Source organism: Streptomyces sp. NPDC028289 (genome assembly GCF_055565975.1).
Window position 1 is genome coordinate 800,781 of record NZ_JBVHTI010000006.1, and the last position, 20,586, is coordinate 821,366.

Consider the following 20,586-nt stretch of genomic DNA (forward strand, 5'->3'; position numbering starts at 1 on the left):
CCGTCAAGCCACCGTCGCACGCGGACGACGAGGGAGCGGGCCCGACCCCAGCACCGACCGCCACTCCCACCCCCTCGCCCAGCGCAACCTCCGCAACAACGAGCCTTGCGGACATCCTGGGTCCCCTCTTCCGCGACGAGGCCGAGCAGCAAAGCCCGTCACCCGACGCGAGCCCCTCACTCCACGCGAGCCCTGCACCAAGCTCGGCCACTTCGCGGCCAGAGGCCACAGCACCGCCCGAGCCCCGGCTGTCCACCACGCCTGCATCACCTACCCCCAGCCACCGGACCGCCGAGCCGTCGCCCCGACCGGAGTCGCCCCAAGGAACTCCCCGCACCTGTGACATCAGCGACCTCAAGGCCCCCGAGGAACATGAGGCCGGCCGATTCTCCGCCGAGGCGTGGAACATGAAGGGGAGACGCCTCGAACTGCACGACCTCGTCTTCGGCGGCGTGGTGACCGTGGAGACAGCCGCCGGGCCCAAGCGAGTGCTCAAGTTCACTGCGGCGGCGGTCACGATCCGCGACCTGAAGATGGCGGTGCCCGTCGGCCCGCAGATCCAGCACATCGACGGGGCACCCGGTTCCACCTCCACGCTCCGGGGAGGAGACATCACCATGTACGTCGAAAGCCTGACAGGCACCCTCTCCAGCATCGAAAACCTTCCCGCACCACCCGTCCTCCGCCTGCACCTCACCCCGGACACCATTCCGGAGTGGCTCTACGACACGGTCGGGAAGCTCGACCTCAAGCTCCAACTCGGCCTGGACAACGCCGACATCGACCAGGCCGGCCAGACAGGCGGAAAACTCGCCATCCCGGGGATCCATGGGTACGGAACGCCACGCTGAAGCCAGCCCCAAGCGGCTGTGGTTGGTCGTGGTCATGGGTGACGACACCTGACCGCGGGACTGTGTCGCACGCACGGTGGTCTGCTGGTGCAGCGGCGAGAGCCACGGCCGTGGTCTGTTCGTCGGGGGCGGGTTTTCGCAGGCGCGGCGCGAGGCGACGTCGTCTCAAAGGGCACAGGAGAGGTAATGCAAGCAAGGGATATGGAGCGGGTCGATCTGGGTGAGGTGCCGTATGAGGTGGCGCAGGCCGACATGGCCGGTTGGGTGGCCGAGCGGAAGCAGGGGCGTACCGGGGATCGGCTGTTTCTGCTCACCCACCCTCCCGTGATCACCTACACGGCGCGGACACCGGCCGACCAACTGCCGGAACGGGCTTCACCGATCAGCCTGGTCGAAGTCGACCGGGGAGGTCACGCGACCTATCACGGGCCAGGGCAGCTGATCGGGTATCTCGTGCTGAACGTACGCGAGCTGGGCCCGCGCGGCTTGATACGACGGATCGAAAACGCCCTGATCCGTGCGCTGGGATCACTGGGATTCGAGGCGATACGCCGGGACACACCCCGAGGCGCCGAGAGCCTGGTCGGCGTGTGGACCCCCGGCCACCGCAAAATCGCCTCCATAGGGATGCGCATCAGCGGCGGCGTCACCAGCCATGGATTCGCGCTCAACGTCGACCCGGACCTCGACGTCTACAGCACGTTCACGGCCTGCGCCCTGCCCGGTGTCCGGATGACCTCGTTGGCTCAACTCGCTGCCGAACTCGGCCGGCCCACGCCCACGGAGGCGCAAGTGAGGGACGCTGTAGCCGACGCCGTAACAGCCGAGCTGGCGCCAACGCGCACACCCTCCTGAGCCGGGGCAGGTGCTTGCCTGGTGCCGCCGCTCATTTTCCAGTCCCCGCCTCTCGCAGACCGTCGGCCACGGGCCGAACCGGCCCGGCGTTTCCCGCCACAGACGCCACCGGAGAACTGGCCGTGAACCTCCAGCTCGGCAGGGAGCCGGTGTCGATCGAGCGGGTAGAGCACGGAATCGGCTTCATCCGGGCCCAGGCAGATCGAGGCCATCATCTGGAGCCGGGAAGGTCACCGGGAGCCGGCAATGGCGACTGCTGGGCGGGACGGACCTGGACCGCTTGTGTGACCTGAAGCGAGCCGCTCCACTCGCGGCTCGAAGCGACCCGATGCCAGGGGTGGCGCCGCATGCGGCTTCCTGGCGCTGCTGGGATATGGGCCAGCGCCGCGACTTGGAATTTGTAAACTGATCGGTTTACGATGGGCCTGAAACCGACCGGTTTCACCAGTCGGAGTCCGGTGGGAGTGCTGCATGCCCGGTTCCGTGTCGACGGCCGTGTATGCCGGGATTGAACGTTCCGAGGGTCGCCGGACCGCAATGAAGCTGTCCGCCCTTCTCCGGATATCAGTGTGTTGTCCGAGACCGGAGTAAGTCATGAGTGGGATTCACCCGTTCCGCGTCCTGCGTGCCAGACCCCTGTGGATCGCCAACGGCGTCATCACGGGCGTACTCGCGCTGCTGTTCACCGTGTTCTACGTCGGGGCCAATATCGATCCCGTCGACCACATGAAGAATCTGCCCGTCGGTCTGGTCAACGCAGACAAGGGAGCCGCTGTCGGCGGCAAGCAGGTCGACCTGGGGAAACAGATCACCGAGTCGATCAAGAAATCCACCGCGAGCGGGGACAAGATCGACTGGAAGGTGATGGATGAAAAGGAGATGAAGGAGGAGATCGGCAAGGGCAAGCTGTACGGCGCGCTCGTCGTCCCCGCCGACTTCACCTCCGCCACCACCGCACTCACCGGCGCCGCGACCACCGGGACCCCGACCCGTCCGACGCTGACGGTGCTGACCAATCAGTCCGCCGGCAGTGTGGGCTCCAGTCTGGCCCGGATGGCGACGACGCAGGCGGCCGAGCACGCCTCGCTCCAGGTGGGCAAGGAGCTGACGGCCCAAGGTGGGACTGGGCGGGAGAAGCTGCCCGCCGCGGTGCGCGTCCTCCTGGCCGACCCGGCCGCCGTCATCGTTGAGGACGGTCATCCGCTCGACTCGCACAGCGGCCTGGGGCTGACGGCGTTCTACTACGCGCTCGTCCTGGTGGTCTGCGGCATGCTCTCCGCAAACGTCATCAGCGGCCAGGTGGACCACGCCCTCGGCTACACCCACAACGACATGGGCCCGCTGCGCCTGCACCGCCCGCTGATCCGGGCGACCCGCGTGCAGACCCTCGCCATCAGCAGCACCCTCATGGCCGGCCTGTCCCTGCTGATGGGGAGCTTGGTCATGGCGGGCGCGGTCGGCCTCATGGGGATGCACGCCGCCCATCTGCCCCTGCTGTGGCTGTACTCGGTGTGCGCCATCGCGGTCTCCGGGATCGGCGCGCTCACCCTGCTCGCCGTCTTCGGCACGCCCGGCATGCTGGTGGTCACTCTGGTCTTCATCGGGATGGCGGTGCCGACGGCCAACGCCACCACGCCGCTGCAGGCGCTGCCCGGCTTCTACCGCTTCCTGGCGGAGTTCGAGCCGCTGCGGCAGATCACCGGCGGCATCCGCTCGATCCTCTACTACGACGCCCAGGCCGACGCCGGCCTGACCCGGGGCTGGGTCATGATGGCCGTCGGCCTCGCGGCGGCCGCCCTCTTCGGCTTCGGCGTGACGGGCTGGTACGACCGCAAGGGGCTGCACCGCATCCCCGCCGAGAAGGAGCCCGCGAAGACGGCTGCCCCGGCGTAGCGGAAGGCGGCTCACCCAAGACGGGGCCATTACTCGGAGTGGCCCCGGTGTGCGGCGCCCCCGTGGGGACGAGAGGCGCACGCACCATCAGGGCTCGGCGACGGCCTCTCCCCCGAGACTGTCGCCGAGCCTCTGACTGGGCTTCAGGCGTCCGCACGGCGGCGGGCATCTCCCCGGCATCCTATGGAAACCTCGGCATGGAAACCGATCGGTTTCTATTTCGTCCGATTCGAGTTACCCTCGCGGTATGACTACCGAAGTGAAGCAAAGTCCCCGGGAGCGGCTGCTGGAGGCCGCGGCCACGCTCACCTACCGCGACGGTGTCGGCGTCGGCGTCGAGGCGCTGTGCAAGGCGGCGGGGGTGTCGAAGCGGTCCATGTACCAGCTGTTCGAGAGCAAGGATGAACTGCTGGCGGCGAGCCTGAAGGAGCGTTCCGCTGCCTTCGTGGCGATGGCCCTGCCTCCGGCGGACGATGGTCGTTCCCCCCGTGAGCGGATCCTGTACGTCTTCGAGCGGGTGGAGTCGCAGGCGGGTGCGGCCGAGTTCCGAGGCTGCCGCTACCTGGCTGTGCAGATCGAGCTCAAGGATCAGACCCACCCCGCGAGCCGGGTGGCCTACCAGATCAAAGCGGACCTGACGGCCTTTTTCCGTGCCGAGGCCGAACAGGGTGGGGCGAGCAACCCTGACCTGCTGGCCCGGCAGCTCATCCTGCTCTTCGACGGCGCCAGCGCCCGCGCGGGGATCGGCGCCGACAATCTGGCCGGGCTCATCGCGCCCACTGTGGTCACCCTGCTCGATGCGGCAGACATGCACTGATCCGCCCCGTCTTCGAGCAGGATCGGCGACCGAAGCGGTCTTTCGGGTTGATGTCCGATTCCGGCAGGCCGGAGCAGCGCCCATGGCCTCAGGCCCCTGCTTCCCTGTAATCGGACGGAAGCCCGATGGCCGTAAGAGTGTTGCCGGGCATGCCACAGGCGAAGAAGCTTGTGGTCTCGTGGGTGTCGGCCCCGAGCGACAGGTGCACGGTTTCCCACAGTCTCATCCAGCCGGCCCGAACGAGCTCCCCCGTCTGGTCATCGCCCTCTGCCTCGGCGGCCGCGACGACGGCGTATCCCTGCATCTGCATCAGGAGTGTTTCGGGGTGCGCCGAGATCAGCCGCGCGTACGCGTCCGCCAAGGCGCCCGGGGCCTGCTCGCTGCCTTCCATACCGTCGGTCGCCCGCTCGAAAGCCAGGCGGGTGTCTTCCATGCTCCCCACCAAGGTGGCGACGAAGATCGCCTTCTTGCCCGGGAAGAGCTGGAAGAGGTACGGCTGCGTGACGCCGACGCGTTTGGCGATCGCCTCGGTGGAGGTGCCGTGGTAGCCCTTGAGCGCGAACTCGGCGATCGCTGCGCTGACGACGCTTTCGCGTCTCTCCTGCGCGCTGATCCTGGCCATGCCGTCATTGTGGCAGGCGCCGGTCGGTTTGCGTCTGCCGGCAAGGCGCCTGACCGGGCGCTGGTCCGCAGGACCCTTGTTCCGGACGGCCGCCATGAGTCGGACTCCAGCCTGCCGCGCGTCACCAACAGTGCTCCGTCCCACCTTGGGCGGGACGCAGCCGCCGCGCAGTCCGATCGGCCTCAGCGTGCAGACGGTGGCTGCAGCCCGGATCGGGTCGACGCTTGAGCTTGCGCATGAAAACCGATCGGTTTACCGTAAATGAAACTGATCGGTTTCTGGCGAGTGAGGCATCCATGATGACGACGAACCGGCCGGTGGCACTCGTGACGGGTGCGTCATCCGGCATCGGGAAGGAAACCGCGCTCGCCCTGGTCGCAGCCGGATTCAACGTGGTCGGCACAAGCCGTGACACCTCACGCGTCACCCCGCTCGACGGCGTGACGTTCCTCGGGCTCGACGTGGCCAGGGACACCTCGGTCTCCGCAGCCGTCCAGGAGGAGAGCGAGCGGTTCGGGCGGATCGACGTCCTGGTCAACAACGCCGGCGTCGGCTCGATGGGTGCGGCCGAGGAAACCTCCGTCGAGCACGCCCGGTCCGTCTTCGACGCCAACGTCTTCGGGGTCATGCGCATGGTGAACGAGGTCCTGCCGCACATGCGCGCCCAGCGGCGCGGGCGCGTCATCAACATCTCGTCCGTGCTCGGGTTCCTGCCCCAGCCCTACATGGCCGCCTACGCCGCCTCCAAGCACGCGATCGAGGGCTACACCGAGTCCCTCGACCACGAGGTCCGCGACCACGGCATCCGGGCGCTCACCGTCGAACCCGCCTACACCAGGACGGGATTCGAGGCCAACAGCGCGAAGCCTGACACCCCCCTGCACGCCTACGCGAAGCAGCGGCTCACCGTCGACCGCGTGATGGCGGAGGCGATCAGGAGCGGCGACGCCCCCGCCACCGTCGCCAAGGCGATCGTCGCGGCGGCGATCGACCCGAAGCCGAAACTGCGCTACACCGCCGGGCCCCTGGCCGGACGCGCGCGCATGCTTCGCCGCGTTGCTCCCGCCCAGGTCTTCGACAAGCAGATCCGCAAGATGAACCGGCTGGTCGGCTGACCTCTTCCCGTACTCAAGCACCCCGCAAGAAAAGAGACGCAATGGAGCGGCACATGGCGGAGATACAGATCGAGTGCGACGTTCCGGCAGAGATGCGTGACGGCACGGTGCTGCGCGCGGATGTCTACCAGGCGGAGTTCAGCGCAGTGGCTTGAGGAGTGGCGGCCGTACGGCTCGGCGTCGTCGGCGTGCTCGGCCGGCGCGCGCCCTTGCGAGCCCGCCCGGGGTCTGCGACCAAGGGCGGGGGACTGCGGGCGGCGCATGGACCGCTCAAGTACGGCGGGCGGGTCGGCGAGGCGTGCGATGACAGGGAAGACAGGCCCGACGGCCCCGACGAACTTTGTGGCGACGCTCCCTCGCGACGAGAGGCCCAAGTCCGGGGGCCGGCGCGCGGCCCCGTACAGACGGATCACGCCTTCTGTGTGAGCTGGAGCCCACGGACCTATGGTCCAGCCAGGCCACGTCGATCGCTGTCGGCGGGCTCGCGGCTTCACCGCCCTGAGGTCGAGGTGGAGTCGGGCGGGCCTCGTGTCCATCGGCGAAGTCCGTACTCGCCGTGGCGCAGCGTGCCGTAGTCACCCGGTGCTCAACCCGACTTGCATGACGAAACCGATCGGTTTACGGTGGTGAAACCGATCGGTTTTCATTTTCGTGGAGGTAGTCATGACAGCAATCAAGGGTGCCAACGTCTTCGTCACCGGAGGCAGCCGTGGCATCGGCAAGAAGCTGGTCGAGGAGCTTTACACGCGCGGCGCCGGCAAGGTCTACGCCACGGCCCGTGACCCGCGCACGGTGACCCACCCCGATGCCGTTCCGCTGGCGCTCGAGGCCACTGACCCGGCATCTGTGGCGGCGGCCGCCGAGCAGGCCCAGGACGTCACCATTCTGATCAACAACGCCGGGGCCTCCGTCCGCGCCTCGTATCTCAACTCCCCGATGGACGACGTGCGCCGGGATCTGGAGACCAACTTCTACGGGCCGCTGCTGGTCGCCCGGGCCTTCGTGCCGGTCATCGAGCGCAACGGCGGGGGTCACATCCTCAACGCCCACTCCGCTCTGTCCTGGCTGGCGGACGGCACGCCCTACGGCGCCTCCAAGGCCGCTTTGTGGTCGCAGACCAACTCCCTGCGCCTGGAGTTGCAGCCGCGCGGCATCGCAGTGACCGGGCTCCACATGGCTTACGTGGACACCGAGATGACCTCGGGCGTCGACGCGCCCAAGGCCGACCCCCGCGACATAGCCGTGGCCGCGCTCGACGGCATCGAGGCAGGGGCGCACGAGGTGCTGGCCGACGACATCACCCGCTGGGTCAAGTCGCAGCTGTCCTCCGACCTGGAAGCCATGTACGCCCAGCTGAAGCAGTAGCACGCACTCACGCATTCAAGGAGGTTGCTGTGGACGGTTCGCTCACCCACCGTTTCGTCGACGTGAACGGGGTCAGGCTGCACATCGCCGAGCAGGGGCAGGGGCCGCTGGTCCTGCTGCTGCACGGCTGGCCGGAGAGCTGGTACTCCTGGCGCCACCAGTTCGGGGCGCTGGCGGCGGCCGGATACCGGGTTGTCGCCCCCGACCAGCGCGGCTACGCCCGTAGCGAGCAGCCGCCGGACGTGGCGTCGTACACCCTGCTCCACCTCGTCGGCGATGTGATCGGCCTGATCGAGGAGCTGGGGGAGGAGCAGGCGGTCGTCGTGGGTCATGACTGGGGTGCACCCGTTGCCTGGACCACGGCGATGCTGCGCCCGGACAAGGTCCGCGCGGTGGCCGGGCTCAGCATTCCGCCCATTCTGCCCGGCGGGCTGGTCCCGCCCTCGATCACCCGCACCCAGTACGGCGAGGGCTTCTACCAGGTCTACTTCCAGCAGCCGGGAGTTGCCGACGCCGAGTTCGCCAAGGACATCCCGAACTCCTTCCGCCGCCTCCTGGTCGGTGCCTCGGGCGACAACCCGCTCGGCAGTGAGCCCCGCCCGTTGGTCATACCCGACGGTCTGGGCCTCCTGGGCATAATGCCGGAATCGCCCGCTCTTCCGGCATGGCTGACGGAGGAGGACATCCAGGCGTACGCCGAGGACTTCGCTCTGCACGGCGAGCGGGCGTTCACCGGAGCCTTCAACTGGTACCGGAACATCGAACGCAACAACGAACTGCTCGCGCCGTTCCGGGGGCGCGGAATCGACGTCCCCGCGCTGTACGTCGTGGGAGACCGCGACATGGTCACCTCATTGCGCGGCCAGGACGGGGGTCCCTCGCTGAGCGAGATCTTCCGCGGCCAGGGCGGCCCGGGCAACCCGCTGAGCGCTGTCGCGCCTCAGTTGCAGGGCCCGGTGGTCCTGCCGGGCTGCGGCCACTGGACACAGCAGGAACGTCCCGCCGAGGTCAACGCCGCACTCCTGGACTTCCTCACCCGCATCGACGGCTCCGCGTCCCGATGACGTTACGCGGCATCCGCCTCGTGGCTTTCTCAACGCTGACTCCCCCCACCAGACAGAGGACACATTGATGTCAGAGCGCAACCCCATCCTGATCACCGGTGCCGCTGGCGAAGTCGGCGGTGTGAGCCGAACGATGGTCGACATGCTGCTCGAACAAGGGCACCCGGTGCGCGCGTTCGTGCGCCAGGACGACGAACGCGCGCACTCGCTCCGCCAGGCCGGGGCCGAGGTCTTCGTCGGTGACCTGCTCACCATCGCCGACGTGAGCGCCGCGCTGAAGGGCGTCCGCCGCATCTACTTCAGCATGAGCCTGTCGCCGTACTACACCGACGCCGTCAGCCTGATGGCCGCCGCGGCACGGGCCCAGGGCGACATCGAGGTGTTCGTCAACATCTCCGAGTACGAGCAGTCGTTCATGACGTTGGAGAAGATGACAGCGCCGGAGGAAGAGCGGCGTGCGTGGCTCGGCGGACTCGTCGCCAACTGGTCGCCGCAGCAGCGCGCCCACTGGGTCGCCGAGCAGGTGCTGGACTGGTCCGGCCTCCCGACCGTCAACATACGGGCGGCCATGTTCGTTGAGAACCCCCTGATGACCTGGCTGGCGCTGGAGCCGCTGGCCAACGGTGAACTGCGCTTGCCCTTCGGCCACCACCGGCTCGCGCCCATCGCGGGTTACGACGTGGCGGAGCTGTGCGTGAAGATCCTGGCGGACCCGGCTCCGCACATCTCGAAGTCCTATGACCTCAACGGCCCGGAGCTGAAGGACATGCACGGGTTCGCGGAGGACTACGCGGCCGCGCTGGGACGCCAGGTCACCTACGTTCCCGAAGACGTCGAAACCTGGAACGAGACCTACGTGGACACCGCCCTGGGCGCGCTCCCGCACATCGCGGAGCACCTGAAGACTCTGACCCGGCTGATGGGCGGCGGCGGATACCGCGGCGTCACCGACCAGCTGGAAACCCTGCTCGGACGCCCACCGAAGACCGTGCGGTGGGCGTTGGAGAACCATCCGCGCATCCGGAAACTGGCGTCTGCCTGAGCCGCTGAGCGATCCGGCCCACCTCTCCATGCAGTTCGTCGGACCGCAGGGCCAAGACGGCTGACCAAGGACGGGCAGCGCCTCACTGGGCGCCTCCGGGGGGCGCCGCCCGGCAAACGGCCGACATCGTCATCGCCTGGCAGGTTCCGTTCCTGCTCCGGTACGCCATGTAGAGGCCCAGCAGCCCGACCAGCGCCGCCCTTCTGGTGCCGCCAGACCCTCAGTTCGGCAGAGTGGCTAGCCGGGTTCTGTTCCGGCACTACTTCCGACTCCTGTATATCGGTCCCTGCCAATAACCGGAGGGGAAGCACCGCCTCGGAGCGCGGCGGCGGCCCTTGCCAAGGAAGGCGGGCCGGGTCGACCGTCGCTCAGCGCTGGTCCACGCTGTTCGCCTTCAGGCACAGAGGCCTCGCTTCTCCTGCACGCCTCGTGCCATCCGGTCAGGACGTGGGAGCGCCCGGCTTCGGCTTCCGCCTCACATCGGTCACGTTCACGCCCTCCGTCTCCGGAGCCCCGAACGCGTCGGCGACCACCCGGCCGCCGGCGCCGGTGACCTCCAGAGCCAGGTGGCTGCCGATCATGCGCAGGTCCAGCCGTGCCCGGGGCGCGCCCGTCTGGTTCGGCATCCGGTGAATCCGCGACGCCGGGTAGTCCAGTTCCGTCAGCCTCTTGCGCATGGCCTGGTAACTGGCCGTGTCCGCGTCCTTGAACGCCTCGCTGATGCGCTGCACGTGCGCGCTGCCGGTGCACTTCTCGGCACCGGTCAGCGGCACCTCCTCGACCGGCTTGGCCTGGGTGGCGTCAGGAGCCGTGTTCGGTGGCGTCGGGTCGTCCACGGGAACCGGTATGTCTCCTCCGGCGTTCGGAATACCCGACGGGGTCTCACCCGCCCCGTATCTCGGGGAGGGCGCCCCCTCCCAACCCGGCAGATCCTCGGGCTCGGGCAAGCCTCCACCGCTCGTGCCGGTGGAGGCGTCGGGAGCGCAGTCCCGCGCGATGCGGGTCAGCAGGGAGAAGAAGCGTGTCTCCCGAGTGTTGACGCTCGGCGGGGCACCCAGCGGGGCTGCCGTCGAGACGGCGCCCTCTGCCGGGGTCTGATCGGTGGTGCTGTTCCGAGTGCCACAGCCGGACAGGACCACGCAGGCGAGGGCAGCCACGAGCACGTGACTCGGGAGGGATGTTGATCGCATGCACGCACCATGCGGGATGCTGATGACCGCACACATGAGTGCACATACTCATCACCCCCTGAGTCACACTCCGAGCACTCCGCCTGGTGCCGCACGACGAACTCGATCGGGTGCTTGCCTCACCTCCGCCAGAACAGGTGGTGGGTGACGCCGCTCGGGCTGGGGATCACCTCCAGGTGGAACCGGTCGAGGAGTTCGTCGGGGGAGTCCCAGAGCCGTAGTCCGGACCCGAACTTCACCGGCGAGACCGCCACGTGCAGGGTGTCGACGAGGTCGGCGTCGAGGAACTGCCGGACGGTGGTGACTCCGCCGCCGAGCCGGACGTCCTTGCCCTGCGCGGCTTCCCGCGCCTGGGCGAGGACCGTGGCCGGGTCGCCGTCGACGAAGTGGAAGGTGGTGTCGGAGAGCGTGAACGACGGACGTTCGTGGTGGGTCATGACGAACACCGGGGTGCGGAACGGGGGCTCCTCGCCCCACCAGCCGCGCCACTCGTGGTCCTGCCAGGGCCCGCGCTGGGGCCCGAACTTGTTGCGGCCCATGATCTCGGCACCGATGTTGCGCGGGAAGTCCCGGGTGAAGTAGTCGTCGAGGCCCCGGCTCCCGCCGGGATCCGTGCGGTTGGGCCAGCTCGCCGTGGCCCCGGCCCAGGCGAACAGCCGCTCGGCACGGTCGAGGCCGAACGGATTCTCGAGACTCTGGTCCGCACTGGCACCGGCGGCGACGCCGTCGCTCGAGATGACGAAGTTCATGACTCTCAGTAGTTGATCCACTGTTTCTCACCACATACTGTCGCGTCCTCGTGGAGCCGGGCGCCCCACATCATGACGTCGAACGGGATATGGCCAGATCGACAGCGGGACAGAAGATTCTTTCGCGGCGCACCAGGGACCGGCCCCTTCACCGGGCACGGGCACTCCAGGTCAAGCGTCCCGGACACTTGACTCGATAGGTGCGCGGCCCGATCCTCGTCCCAGGTATTGCGCGGTTCATGACAATCTCATGGGTTCGTCAACCGCGCCCTCCCGCCGACCGAGGGACGTGGCCGTGACGCCGACTCGACGCTCGTACCGCAGACGCAAGAACGTCACCATGCTGTCGCTGCTGCTCCTGGTACTGGCCATGGCCCTCGGGCCCACCCCGAGTTCGGCGGCCGGCGGCGAGTGGTGGATCCCGACCGCACGCCCAGCCCCGGACGTCCAGATCGACGTCACCGGCGAGCCGTTCACCGGCACCAACTCGGCAGGAGAGGTGAAGGGGTTCGTCGACGCGCACAACCACCTCTTCGGCAACGAGGCCTTCGGCGGCCGGCTCATCTGCGGCAAGGTCTTCTCCGACGCCGGTGTGGCCGACGCCCTGAAGGACTGCCCCGAGCACTACCCCGACGGCACCCTCGCGATCTTCGACTACATCACCCACGGTGGCGACGGCAAGCACGACCCGGTCGGCTGGCCGACCTTCAAGGACTGGCCCGCGTTCGACTCGATGACCCACCAGGCCGACTACTACGCCTGGGTGGAGCGGGCCTGGCGCGGCGGTCAGCGCGTGCTCGTCAACGACCTCGTCACCAACGGCATGATCTGCTCCATCTACCCCTTCAAGGACCGCAGTTGCGACGAGATGACGTCGATCCGGCTGCAGGCGAGGATGACCTACGCGCTCCAGGCGTACATCGACACGATGTACGGCGGCACCGGCAAGGGCTGGTTCCGCATCGTCACCGACAGCGCACAGGCGCGGCAGGTCGTCGAGGAGGGCAAACTCGCCGTCGTCCTCGGGGTGGAGACCTCCGAACCCTTCGGCTGCAAGCAGATCCTCGACATCCCGCAGTGCAGCAAGGAGGACATCGACAAGGGCCTCGACGAGCTCTACGCGCTGGGCGTCCGCTCCATGTTCCTCTGCCACAAGTTCGACAACGCCCTGTGCGGCGTCCGCTTCGACTCCGGCGGCCTCGGAACGGCCATCAACGTCGGCCAGTTCCTGTCCACCGGTACCTTCTGGCAGACCGAGAGGTGCACCGGCCCGCAACACGACAACCCCATCGGGAGCGCCTCATCGGAGGCGGAGTCGGACCTGCCGGCGGGTGTGGACGTCCCCGCGTACGACTCGGACGCGCAGTGCAACAAGCGCGGCCTCACCGATCTCGGTGAGTACGCGGTGCGCGGCATGATGAAACGCAAGATGATGCTGGAGATCGACCACATGAGCGTCAAGGCCGTCGGCCAGGCGCTGGACATCCTGGAGTCGGCGTCCTACCCCGGCGTGATCTCCTCGCACAGCTGGATGGACCTGAACTGGACCGAGCGGGTCTACTCGCTCGGCGGCTTCGTCGCCCAGTACATGCACGGCTCCGAGGGCTTCGTCGCGGAAGCCGCCCGGACCAAGGCGCTGCGCGACAAGTACGGCGTGGGCTACGGCTACGGCACCGACTTCAACGGCATCGGCGACCATCCCGCCCCGCGCGGTGCGGACGCCGCGAACAAGGTGACGTACCCCTTCAGGAGCGTCGACGGCGGCTCCGTCATCGACAGGCAGACCTCCGGCGAGCGCACCTTCGACATCAACACCGACGGCGCGGCCCACGCCGGCATGATCCCCGACTGGATCGAGGACATCCGGAAGGTCGGCGGGCAGGACGTGGTGAAAGACCTGTTCCGGGGCGCCGAGTCCTACCTCGACACCTGGAGGGCCACCGAACAGCACCAGGCCTCGGTCAACCTCGCCAAGGGGCAGCCGGCGACGGCCAGTTCGTCCGAGTCGAACCCGTTCACCAGCTACCAGCCGGGCCGTGCCGTCGATGGCGACGACGGCACCCGCTGGGCCAGTGACTGGAGCGACGACCAGTGGTGGCAGGTCGACCTGGGCTCCACCCACCTGGTCTCCCGGGTGACGCTGGACTGGGAGCGCGCGTACGGCAAGTCGTACCGCATCGAACTCTCCACCGACGGTACCGACTGGCGGACCGCCTGGTCCACCACGAGCGGCGACGGCGGCCTGGACACGGCCAGGTTCACCGGCACTCCGGCCCGCTACGTCCGGGTCCACGGCCTCGACCGCGGCACGGACTGGGGATACTCGCTCTACGAGGTCGGGGTCCACAGCGCCTGAGGCGGAGGTTCACGGATGGCACGCATGCCGTCGGCACAGCGGCGCGAACAGCTGACGGAAGCGGCGATCAGGACGATGGCCCGGGACGGCGTCGCCAAGGCGACGACCCGGGCCATCGCCGCCGAGGCCGGCGTGTCGCTGAGCGTCTTCCACTACTGCTTCGACTCCAAGCAGGCCCTGATCGAGTCCGTCATCACCACCCTCACCGATCACTCGGTGAGCGTGGTGCGGGAAGCGCTGCGGCCCAGGGCCACACTGGAGGAGACCGTCCGGGCCGGCTTCGCGGCGTACTGGGACCACGTCCGCGACCGCCCCGACGAACACATGCTCACCTACGAACTGACTCAGTACGCGCTGCGCGAGCCGGGATTCGAGCACCTCGCCCGCCGTCAGTACGAGCTGTACGGCACCGCCTACACCGAACTGATCGAGCAGCTGCACCGCAGCCGCGACCTGCAACTCCGCGTCCCCGTCTCCGTGCTGGCCCGCTATCTCGCCGCCGTGACCGACGGCCTGACCCTCAACTACCTCGTCCTGGGCGACGAGTCGGCCTGGAACGACATCCTCGACACGGTCACCGCCCACATCGCGGGGCTCGTGGCCTGACGGCCACTCGGCGCGGCGGCTTCACGTGCGCACACCATGTGCGGTCAAACTGACCCCACCACCACCGAGGTCCGGCCGTGTGCCACCTCCACCGGGATGACGAGGGACAGGCGGACGTATGAGGCAGGTGTTCCGGCCGGGCGCCCGACGTCCCCGGCTGCGCTTCGACGGCTGGATCGCGGGCCTCGGCACCACCTCCGGCACCCGCGTCGTACTGGGCCACTGGCCTCGCTCGCCGTTCGGCCCGTTCAGCGACGTGATGCTGGAGCGAAGCGACGGGGAACGGCTGTTGCTCGCTCCGACCCGGAGGACGGCGGAATTCGTCGGCGGCACCTACCACTTCGACGCCGTACGCGTCGTACCGGTCGACGTCGCCGTCGTCGCGGACACCTGGACCGTCACGGCAGGATCGCTCCGCCTGCACTTCACCACCGGCCGCCGTACCCCCCTCGGCCGCCTGCTGCACGCCGTCCCGGGCCCGCTCGCCCGCCGCCCGGCCTGGGCCGTCGTCACGGACGGCGTCGCCCGCGTACTGCTGCCCGGCGTACGGACCCGGGGCAGCGCGGGCGGCGGCCGCAGGGAGTGGTACGGCGCGCGGGATCTGCTCGCGATCCGTGAACTGTCCGGCGCCTTCGACGGTGAGAACCTGGGTGCGCTCGCCCCGGTCGAACCTCCCGTCCGCTTCGGGTTCGGCTCGGTACCGCGCAACCCCGCTCTCACCCGGGTCACCACGACGGTCGAGGCGGAGTGACCCCTCGGCGGAGGAGTGCCACGTGGTCCTGCCCTCCGCGCCCACGGCCAGGCGACGGGAACGGGACGCGGACCGGTCGCCCGGAGGCGGCGGATCCGCGCGCCGGAGCCGGTGAACGGGCGGTCGGCGCGCCGTGGTTACGATGACGCGTGAACCGTTTCCCTCCGCCCGGCCGGACCCCGTGATGAGCACCGCCGTGTCGTTCCCTCTCGGCGCCTCGACCACGCTCGCCGAACTCGCCCGGGATCCGCACCCGCGCCTCGCACTGCTGCGCGCCCACGAGCCGGTGTCGTGGCTGCCCGAGCTGAACGGCTGGCTGGTCACGCGTCGCGATCTCGCGCTGGACGTGATGCGGGACGCCACCACCTTCACCGTCGACGACCCCCGCTTCACCACCGCCCAGGTCGTCGGGCCGAGCATGCTGTCCCTGGACGGCGCCGCGCACACCCGCCACCGGGACCCCTTCGCGGCACCCTTCCGGCCCCGAAGGGTGCACGAAGGCTTCGCCGCGTTCATAGAGCAGGAGACCGACCGTCTCCTCACCGCCCTGGAACCGGCGGGCGCCGCCGAACTGCGCCGGTCCTTCGCCGGACCGCTCGCCGTGGCCGTCGTGACCGAGGCTCTCGGGCTGGTCGGGACCACCACCGACACCGTGCTGTCCTGGTACGACGCCATCGTACGGTCGGTCTCGGACATCACCGCGGGCCTGGAGGCGGGCCCGGCGGGCCCCGCCGCGTACGCACAGCTGCGATCCGCCGTCGCGGCCACCGTCACCGACCGGGACGCCTCCTCGCTCCTCGTCTCTGCCGCGGAGCAACTGGAACTGCCCGAAGTCGCCTCCAACGCGGCGGTCCTGATGTTCGGCGGCATCGAGACGACCGAGGCGATGATCACCAACGCGCTGCTCCACCTGCTCGACAACCCCGGCCAACTCGCCCTCGTGCAGGCCGATTCCAGCCTGCTGGACGGCGCCGTCGAGGAGTCGCTGCGCCTGGAGCCCGGTGCGGCGGTGGTGGACCGTTACGCCACCCGCGACACCGTCCTCGGCCCGGCCACCATCCACCGAGGCGACCTGGTCAGCGTCTCCCTGACGGGCGCCAACCGTGACCCGGCCGTCTTCGCCGACCCGGACCGCTTCGACGTCCGCCGCGCCGAGGCCCGCCTGCAGCTGGCCTTCGCCCACGGCCCGCACCACTGCCTGGCCGCCCACCTCGCCCGACTGGAGACCCGTATCGCGCTCCAGCGCCTGCTCGAACGCCTCCCCGGCCTCCGTCCCGACCCGCAGCGCCCTGCCACACCGTACGGCCTGGTCTTCCGCAAGCCGGACGCCCTGCACGTGCTGTGGAACGCCCCGGCCTGACAGCTCCCCGTAGTTCCGCATATCTACCCTATTGTGGCTTTTGGTGGCGTGTCTCGGCGGATGGGATGGAGTTGGGGCCGTGGCGTTCGCGGAGTCGGCCGACGGTGGTGAGGCGAAACCCTCTTCCGATGCGGCCCCGGCGCCCGGACAGCGGTCCTGGGCGCCGCTGCTCGCGGTGTGCGCCGGGTATTTCATGGTGATCCTGGACGTGACGGCCATCAACGTCGCCGTGCCGGTGATCGGCCGGGAACTGTCGGCCTCGCTCACCGGCATCCAGTGGATCACCGACGGGTACACCCTGGTCTTCGCCGGGTTCCTGCTGACCGGCGGCGCGCTGGGTGACCGGCTGGGCAACCGGCGGGTCTTCTGCGCGGGCGTGGCGGTGTTCACGCTGTCCTCGGCCGCCTGCGCGCTCGCGGCGAGCGCCCCGTTCCTGGTCGCGGCCCGGCTGGTGGAGGGGCTCGGCGCGGCCCTGATCGTGCCCGGCTCCCTGGCCCTGCTCCAACAGGCCTACCCGGCGACGGCCGCCCGCTCACGGGCCTTCGGACTGTGGGGTTCGATGGCGGGTGTCGCGGCCGCCGCCGGCCCGCTCCTCGGCGGACTGCTCGTCTCCACGCTGGGCTGGCGCTGGGTGTTCCTCATCAACCTGCCCGTCGGCGTGGCCTGCCTGGTACTGACGCTGCGGCACGTGGCACGCTCGCCCCGGCGCGCCGACCGGGCCCTGGACTGGCCGGCGCAGTGCGCGGTGATCGCGACGGCGGCGCTGCTCACCGCGGCGCTCAACGAGGCCGGACGGCGAGGCTGGTCCGATCCCGCCGTACTCGCCGGGGTGGGCCTGGCCGCCCTGGCCGCCGCGGCGTTCGCCGTGCGCGAGCGGCTCGCCCGCTCTCCGGTCCTGCCCCCGAGCCTGCTGCGCTCTCGGGCCATGAGCGGAGGAGCCGTCCTCGGCCTGCTGTTCAACTTCGGCTTCTACGGCATGGTGTTCACCGCCAGCCTGGAATTCCAGCACCAGCGCCACTTCAGCGCCCTCGGCACGGGCCTGGCGCTGTTCCCCGCGGTGGCGATGACCATGTTCGCCTCCGTCCTGTCCGGGCGGCTGGCCCGCAGAACCGGCGATCGTCCACTGGTGATCTCCGGCATGCTCCTGGCCGCCCTGGGCCTGGCCGGCTGGGCCGCCGCGGGCGCCGACCCCGCCTACCCGCTGCTGGTGGCCCCGATGATGGCCGCGGGATTCGGTACCTCCTTCGCCCTCACCGGCTCCACGGCCACGGTGATGGGTGCCGCGCCCTCGGCGTACTCGGGCGCCGCCTCCGCCCTGTTCAACACCACCCGCCAGATCGGCAGCGCCACCGGCGTCGCGCTCGGCGGCAGCCTGCTCGCCGCGGCCGCCGACTACAACACCGGCCTGCGCACCAGCATGGCCGTCGGCGCCCTGGCCTACCTGACCGCCGCGGGCCTCGCGTGGCTGTGCGTACCAGCGCTGTCGACCAGACCCACGACGTCCTGAGGAGTTCCGGGGCTATGCGGTGGTCCCGGCGTGGGCCGGCTCCGGGGTGCCGGCCGGTGGCTTGACGGTCGGTGCGGGCATGGACCGGCGGGGCTGGAGTTGCCGGGTGACTTCCGTCAGGTCGGCGATGAACGAGCTCGCGAGCTCGGCGGTGAACCCGGTGCGGACGACGAGGCGCAGGACGGAGACGTCCTGGCAGGGTGCGGGGAAGGTGTAGGCGGGCAGATGCCAGCCGCGTGCGTGCATGGCGTGCGAGACGTCGAAGACGGAGAAGCCGTGCGTTCCCTGCGCGAGGCGGAAGGCGAGGGCGGGGAGTTCGGATCCGTCGGTGAGGAGTTCATAGGGCGGAGTGGCCCGGATGCGGGTCGCGAGGGCACGGGCCGTCGTACGGCTCTGGACCGCGAGGTGGCGCAGACCCTCGTAGCCGTACCGCAGGAAGCTGTAGTACTGCGCGACGACGTGGGCGCCCGGACGGGAGAAGTTGAGGGTGAAGCTGGGGGAGCGGCCGCCGAGGTAGTCCACCTCGAAGACCAGGTCGTCCGGAAGGGCCTCGGCGTCGCGCCACAGGGCCCAGCCGAGACCGGGGAAGACGTGCCCGTACTTGTGCCCCGAGGTGTTGATGGAGGCGACGCGTTCGAGCTGGAAGTCCCACATCAGACCCGGGTCGAGGAACGGGGCCACCATCGCGCCGGAGGCGCCGTCGACGTGCACGGGGATGTCGGTGCCGGTGGCGGCCTGGTAGCCGTCCAGGGCCATGCAGATGTCGGCGACGGGCTCGTAGGAACCGTCGTAGGTGGAGCCGAGGACGGTGACGACGCCGATGGTGTTGTCGTCGCAGTACGCGGTCAGGGTGTCGGGCGTGAGGTGGAAGCGGCCGGGCTCCATCGGGACGTACCGCGGCTCGACCTCGAAGTAGTTGGCGAACTTCTTCCAGCACACCTGGACGTTCGCACCCATCACCAGGTTGGGGCGGGCGGTGTCCTTCCCCTGCGCGCGCCGGCGCTGCTGCCAACGGCGCTTGAGTGCCAGGCCGCCCAGCATCCCCGCCTCGCTGGAGCCGGTGGTGGAGCAGCCGCGGACCTGCTCCGGGTGCGGTGCGTGCCACAGCCGGGCGAGCATTCGCACACAGCGCTCCTCCATGGCGGTGATCTTCGGGTACTCGGCGCGGTCCGCGAGGTTCTTCTCCGCGGTGTCGGCCATCAGCTGCCGTGCCTGCGGTTCCATCCAGGTGGTCACGAAGGTGGCGAGGTTGCGCTGCGCGTCGCCGTCGAGCGCGAGTTCGTCGCGCACCTGCTGCAGTACGAGGTCGGGCGGGGACGCGGCCGGCGGCAGTTCGTCGGCGGGTCCGTGAAGGTGGGTGGCGGCGGGCGGGGTGAGGGTGTCGAGGTCGGTCGCGGAGAGGGAGATGACGTCGGTATCCGGGATGGGCATGTGCGTCTCGGTGCTTTCTGGTCCGTGTGGCCCCCGTGCACTTTCGACGCTAGATCGCTGCGCGGCGCGGCATCTGTGCGGATTACACCGATCCAGCGACCGGTTTGCGGACCGATGAACTGAATTTTCCCTCGCGTATACGGGCGGGCGACTGCGCATGGGGTGCCCATGGGAGGAGTGGCGAGGGTCAGTCTCCCGGTTGGCGTCCGGTGTCCTGCTGGGCGAGCGGCTGGTGCATGGCGTTGTCGAGGTGGGTGATGACGGCGGGTATGTCGTTGTTCTCGGTGTGCCGGATGAGTTCCAGGGCGGGGCGGAGGAGGCCGCCCGGCCGTGCGATGAGCCGTGCGAGTACGGCGGCCCGGATGTCGAGCCGTTCGATGGTGGCGGCGCGCTCGGTGTCGTTCTGACCGGCGAGGAGCAGGGCGTTGCACCAGGCTTCCTGGCGGGACTGGCGGATGCTGAAGTCGAGGATCTGTTCGTCGGTGCGGCCTCCGATCCTGTCCAGCAGGGACATGAGGGGGGACAGGTCGTCGAGGGAGTCCTGCACGCCCAGCACCACTCGCGCGAGGATGTCGTTGATCAGCTCGAAGTCGTGCTGGAGAGCGTGGATCTCGCCGCCCGGGCTGGTGCGGGCGGCGGCGACGGCCAGGTCGAGGTTGATGTGCGCGTTCACGCCGAGAAGCAGGTGCTGGACGATGACGGTGTCGGCGTCGTCCAGGAGCCCGAAGGCCTCGCGCCAGCAGCGGGGCCCGCTCCGGTCGCGGCGCCAGGCGTCGTACGCCTCGAAGTAGCGGTTGCCGAAGTGGGTGTCGAAGCGGTCCATCCGGGGGCCGTCGTCGAACAGTCCGCTGTGGATGGCGGTGCGGATCTCGACGGTCACCTGCCGGTACAGCGCCGCGAAGTATCCGGCCCGGTCACGGGTGCGGCCGGCTTCCTGCACGATCCCGGCAAGCCCGTCCACGACATCGTCGATGTTCCCTGCGGTCATGTCCCGTCCCCCTCCACGGTGTTG

General features: G+C 69.4%; 18 protein-coding genes. 13 read left to right on the top strand and 5 right to left on the bottom strand.

Annotated elements, in window-relative coordinates; all coding sequences use genetic code 11:
- The first annotated feature begins 407 nt into the window (after positions 1-407).
- The 4 genes from ACZ4UV_RS32685 to ACZ4UV_RS32700 all read left to right on the top strand — a co-directional run bounded on the left by ACZ4UV_RS32685 (position 408) and on the right by ACZ4UV_RS32700 (position 4,416).
- A complete protein-coding gene (locus tag ACZ4UV_RS32685) occupies positions 408-851 on the top strand; it encodes a hypothetical protein (protein ID WP_467842768.1) in 444 nt (147 codons plus the stop codon).
- Between the two features lie 201 nt (positions 852-1,052).
- Positions 1,053-1,706: a lipoyl(octanoyl) transferase LipB gene (lipB, locus tag ACZ4UV_RS32690; RefSeq protein WP_467842771.1), complete on the top strand. Its 654-nt coding sequence runs from the start codon at positions 1,053-1,055 to the stop codon at positions 1,704-1,706.
- Positions 1,707-2,300: 594 nt separating this feature from the next.
- Complete coding sequence (locus ACZ4UV_RS32695; RefSeq protein WP_467842774.1) at positions 2,301-3,599, top strand: SNG1 family protein; 1,299 nt, start codon at positions 2,301-2,303, stop codon at positions 3,597-3,599.
- Between the two features lie 247 nt (positions 3,600-3,846).
- On the top strand, positions 3,847-4,416 hold the full coding sequence (locus ACZ4UV_RS32700; RefSeq protein WP_467842777.1) for a TetR/AcrR family transcriptional regulator: 570 nt from the start codon (positions 3,847-3,849) through the stop codon (positions 4,414-4,416).
- Positions 4,417-4,504: 88 nt separating this feature from the next.
- Here the strand turns inward: ACZ4UV_RS32700 and ACZ4UV_RS32705 are convergent, their stop codons facing one another.
- Positions 4,505-5,038 carry a TetR/AcrR family transcriptional regulator gene (locus ACZ4UV_RS32705; protein ID WP_467842780.1) on the bottom strand — a complete coding sequence of 178 codons (534 nt, stop codon included), beginning with the start codon at positions 5,036-5,038 and terminating at the stop codon, positions 4,505-4,507.
- 299 nt (positions 5,039-5,337) lie between these two features.
- On the opposite strand from ACZ4UV_RS32705, the gene ACZ4UV_RS32710 reads away from it, so the two are divergent.
- From ACZ4UV_RS32710 to ACZ4UV_RS32725, 4 genes are all read left to right on the top strand, one after another.
- Complete coding sequence (locus tag ACZ4UV_RS32710) at positions 5,338-6,153, top strand: oxidoreductase (RefSeq protein ID WP_467842922.1); 816 nt, start codon at positions 5,338-5,340, stop codon at positions 6,151-6,153.
- Positions 6,154-6,816: 663 nt separating this feature from the next.
- Positions 6,817-7,518 carry an SDR family oxidoreductase gene (locus ACZ4UV_RS32715; RefSeq protein ID WP_467842783.1) on the top strand — a complete coding sequence of 234 codons (702 nt, stop codon included), beginning with the start codon at positions 6,817-6,819 and terminating at the stop codon, positions 7,516-7,518.
- A gap of 29 nt (positions 7,519-7,547) precedes the next feature.
- Positions 7,548-8,582, top strand: a complete 1,035-nt coding sequence (locus ACZ4UV_RS32720) for an alpha/beta fold hydrolase (RefSeq protein ID WP_467842786.1) — start codon at positions 7,548-7,550, stop codon at positions 8,580-8,582.
- Positions 8,583-8,649: 67 nt separating this feature from the next.
- On the top strand, positions 8,650-9,624 hold the full coding sequence (locus tag ACZ4UV_RS32725; RefSeq protein ID WP_467842789.1) for an NmrA family NAD(P)-binding protein: 975 nt from the start codon (positions 8,650-8,652) through the stop codon (positions 9,622-9,624).
- 440 nt (positions 9,625-10,064) lie between these two features.
- Here the strand turns inward: ACZ4UV_RS32725 and ACZ4UV_RS32730 are convergent, their stop codons facing one another.
- Positions 10,065-10,460, bottom strand: a complete 396-nt coding sequence (locus ACZ4UV_RS32730; protein ID WP_451016059.1) for a hypothetical protein — start codon at positions 10,458-10,460, stop codon at positions 10,065-10,067.
- 473 nt (positions 10,461-10,933) lie between these two features.
- Positions 10,934-11,584, bottom strand: a complete 651-nt coding sequence (locus tag ACZ4UV_RS32735; RefSeq protein ID WP_451016058.1) for a dihydrofolate reductase family protein — start codon at positions 11,582-11,584, stop codon at positions 10,934-10,936.
- Positions 11,585-11,903: 319 nt separating this feature from the next.
- Between ACZ4UV_RS32735 and ACZ4UV_RS32740 the strand changes: the two genes are divergently transcribed.
- From ACZ4UV_RS32740 to ACZ4UV_RS32760, 5 genes are all read left to right on the top strand, one after another.
- Entirely contained in the window at positions 11,904-13,919 is a 2,016-nt protein-coding gene (locus ACZ4UV_RS32740) for a galactose-binding domain-containing protein (protein WP_467842925.1), read from the top strand.
- A 15-nt stretch (positions 13,920-13,934) separates the two neighbouring features.
- Positions 13,935-14,525 (top strand): TetR/AcrR family transcriptional regulator, encoded by a 591-nt coding sequence (locus ACZ4UV_RS32745; protein ID WP_467842793.1) that lies wholly within the window; start codon positions 13,935-13,937, stop codon positions 14,523-14,525.
- Between the two features lie 118 nt (positions 14,526-14,643).
- Complete coding sequence (locus ACZ4UV_RS32750; RefSeq protein WP_451016056.1) at positions 14,644-15,276, top strand: hypothetical protein; 633 nt, start codon at positions 14,644-14,646, stop codon at positions 15,274-15,276.
- 184 nt (positions 15,277-15,460) lie between these two features.
- Positions 15,461-16,636, top strand: a complete 1,176-nt coding sequence (locus tag ACZ4UV_RS32755) for a cytochrome P450 (RefSeq protein ID WP_451016055.1) — start codon at positions 15,461-15,463, stop codon at positions 16,634-16,636.
- A gap of 79 nt (positions 16,637-16,715) precedes the next feature.
- Positions 16,716-18,143: an MFS transporter gene (locus ACZ4UV_RS32760; RefSeq protein WP_467842798.1), complete on the top strand. Its 1,428-nt coding sequence runs from the start codon at positions 16,716-16,718 to the stop codon at positions 18,141-18,143.
- Positions 18,144-18,155: 12 nt separating this feature from the next.
- Here the strand turns inward: ACZ4UV_RS32760 and ACZ4UV_RS32765 are convergent, their stop codons facing one another.
- Together ACZ4UV_RS32765 and ACZ4UV_RS32770 are read right to left on the bottom strand one after the other, a co-directional pair.
- Positions 18,156-19,574: a glutamate decarboxylase gene (locus ACZ4UV_RS32765; protein ID WP_467842801.1), complete on the bottom strand. Its 1,419-nt coding sequence runs from the start codon at positions 19,572-19,574 to the stop codon at positions 18,156-18,158.
- 187 nt (positions 19,575-19,761) lie between these two features.
- A complete protein-coding gene (locus ACZ4UV_RS32770; protein WP_451016052.1) occupies positions 19,762-20,562 on the bottom strand; it encodes a DUF5995 family protein in 801 nt (266 codons plus the stop codon).
- Between the last annotated feature and the right edge of the window lie 24 nt (positions 20,563-20,586).

What these genes read in the sequence shown, in the direction of transcription:
- ACZ4UV_RS32710 (WP_467842922.1), top strand. Translation starts at nt 5,338, where the DNA reads ATGACGACGAACCGGCCGGTGGCACTCGTGACGGGTGCGTCATCCGGC.
- ACZ4UV_RS32685 (WP_467842768.1), top strand. Translation starts at nt 408, where the DNA reads ATGAAGGGGAGACGCCTCGAACTGCACGACCTCGTCTTCGGCGGCGTG.
- ACZ4UV_RS32740 (WP_467842925.1), top strand. Translation starts at nt 11,904, where the DNA reads ATGCTGTCGCTGCTGCTCCTGGTACTGGCCATGGCCCTCGGGCCCACC.
- ACZ4UV_RS32705 (WP_467842780.1), bottom strand. Translation starts at nt 5,038, where the DNA reads ATGGCCAGGATCAGCGCGCAGGAGAGACGCGAAAGCGTCGTCAGCGCA.
- ACZ4UV_RS32715 (WP_467842783.1), top strand. Translation starts at nt 6,817, where the DNA reads ATGACAGCAATCAAGGGTGCCAACGTCTTCGTCACCGGAGGCAGCCGT.
- ACZ4UV_RS32745 (WP_467842793.1), top strand. Translation starts at nt 13,935, where the DNA reads ATGGCACGCATGCCGTCGGCACAGCGGCGCGAACAGCTGACGGAAGCG.
- ACZ4UV_RS32750 (WP_451016056.1), top strand. Translation starts at nt 14,644, where the DNA reads ATGAGGCAGGTGTTCCGGCCGGGCGCCCGACGTCCCCGGCTGCGCTTC.
- ACZ4UV_RS32755 (WP_451016055.1), top strand. Translation starts at nt 15,461, where the DNA reads ATGAGCACCGCCGTGTCGTTCCCTCTCGGCGCCTCGACCACGCTCGCC.
- ACZ4UV_RS32725 (WP_467842789.1), top strand. Translation starts at nt 8,650, where the DNA reads ATGTCAGAGCGCAACCCCATCCTGATCACCGGTGCCGCTGGCGAAGTC.
- ACZ4UV_RS32765 (WP_467842801.1), bottom strand. Translation starts at nt 19,574, where the DNA reads ATGCCCATCCCGGATACCGACGTCATCTCCCTCTCCGCGACCGACCTC.
- ACZ4UV_RS32695 (WP_467842774.1), top strand. Translation starts at nt 2,301, where the DNA reads ATGAGTGGGATTCACCCGTTCCGCGTCCTGCGTGCCAGACCCCTGTGG.
- ACZ4UV_RS32770 (WP_451016052.1), bottom strand. Translation starts at nt 20,562, where the DNA reads ATGACCGCAGGGAACATCGACGATGTCGTGGACGGGCTTGCCGGGATC.
- lipB (WP_467842771.1), top strand. Translation starts at nt 1,053, where the DNA reads ATGGAGCGGGTCGATCTGGGTGAGGTGCCGTATGAGGTGGCGCAGGCC.
- ACZ4UV_RS32700 (WP_467842777.1), top strand. Translation starts at nt 3,847, where the DNA reads ATGACTACCGAAGTGAAGCAAAGTCCCCGGGAGCGGCTGCTGGAGGCC.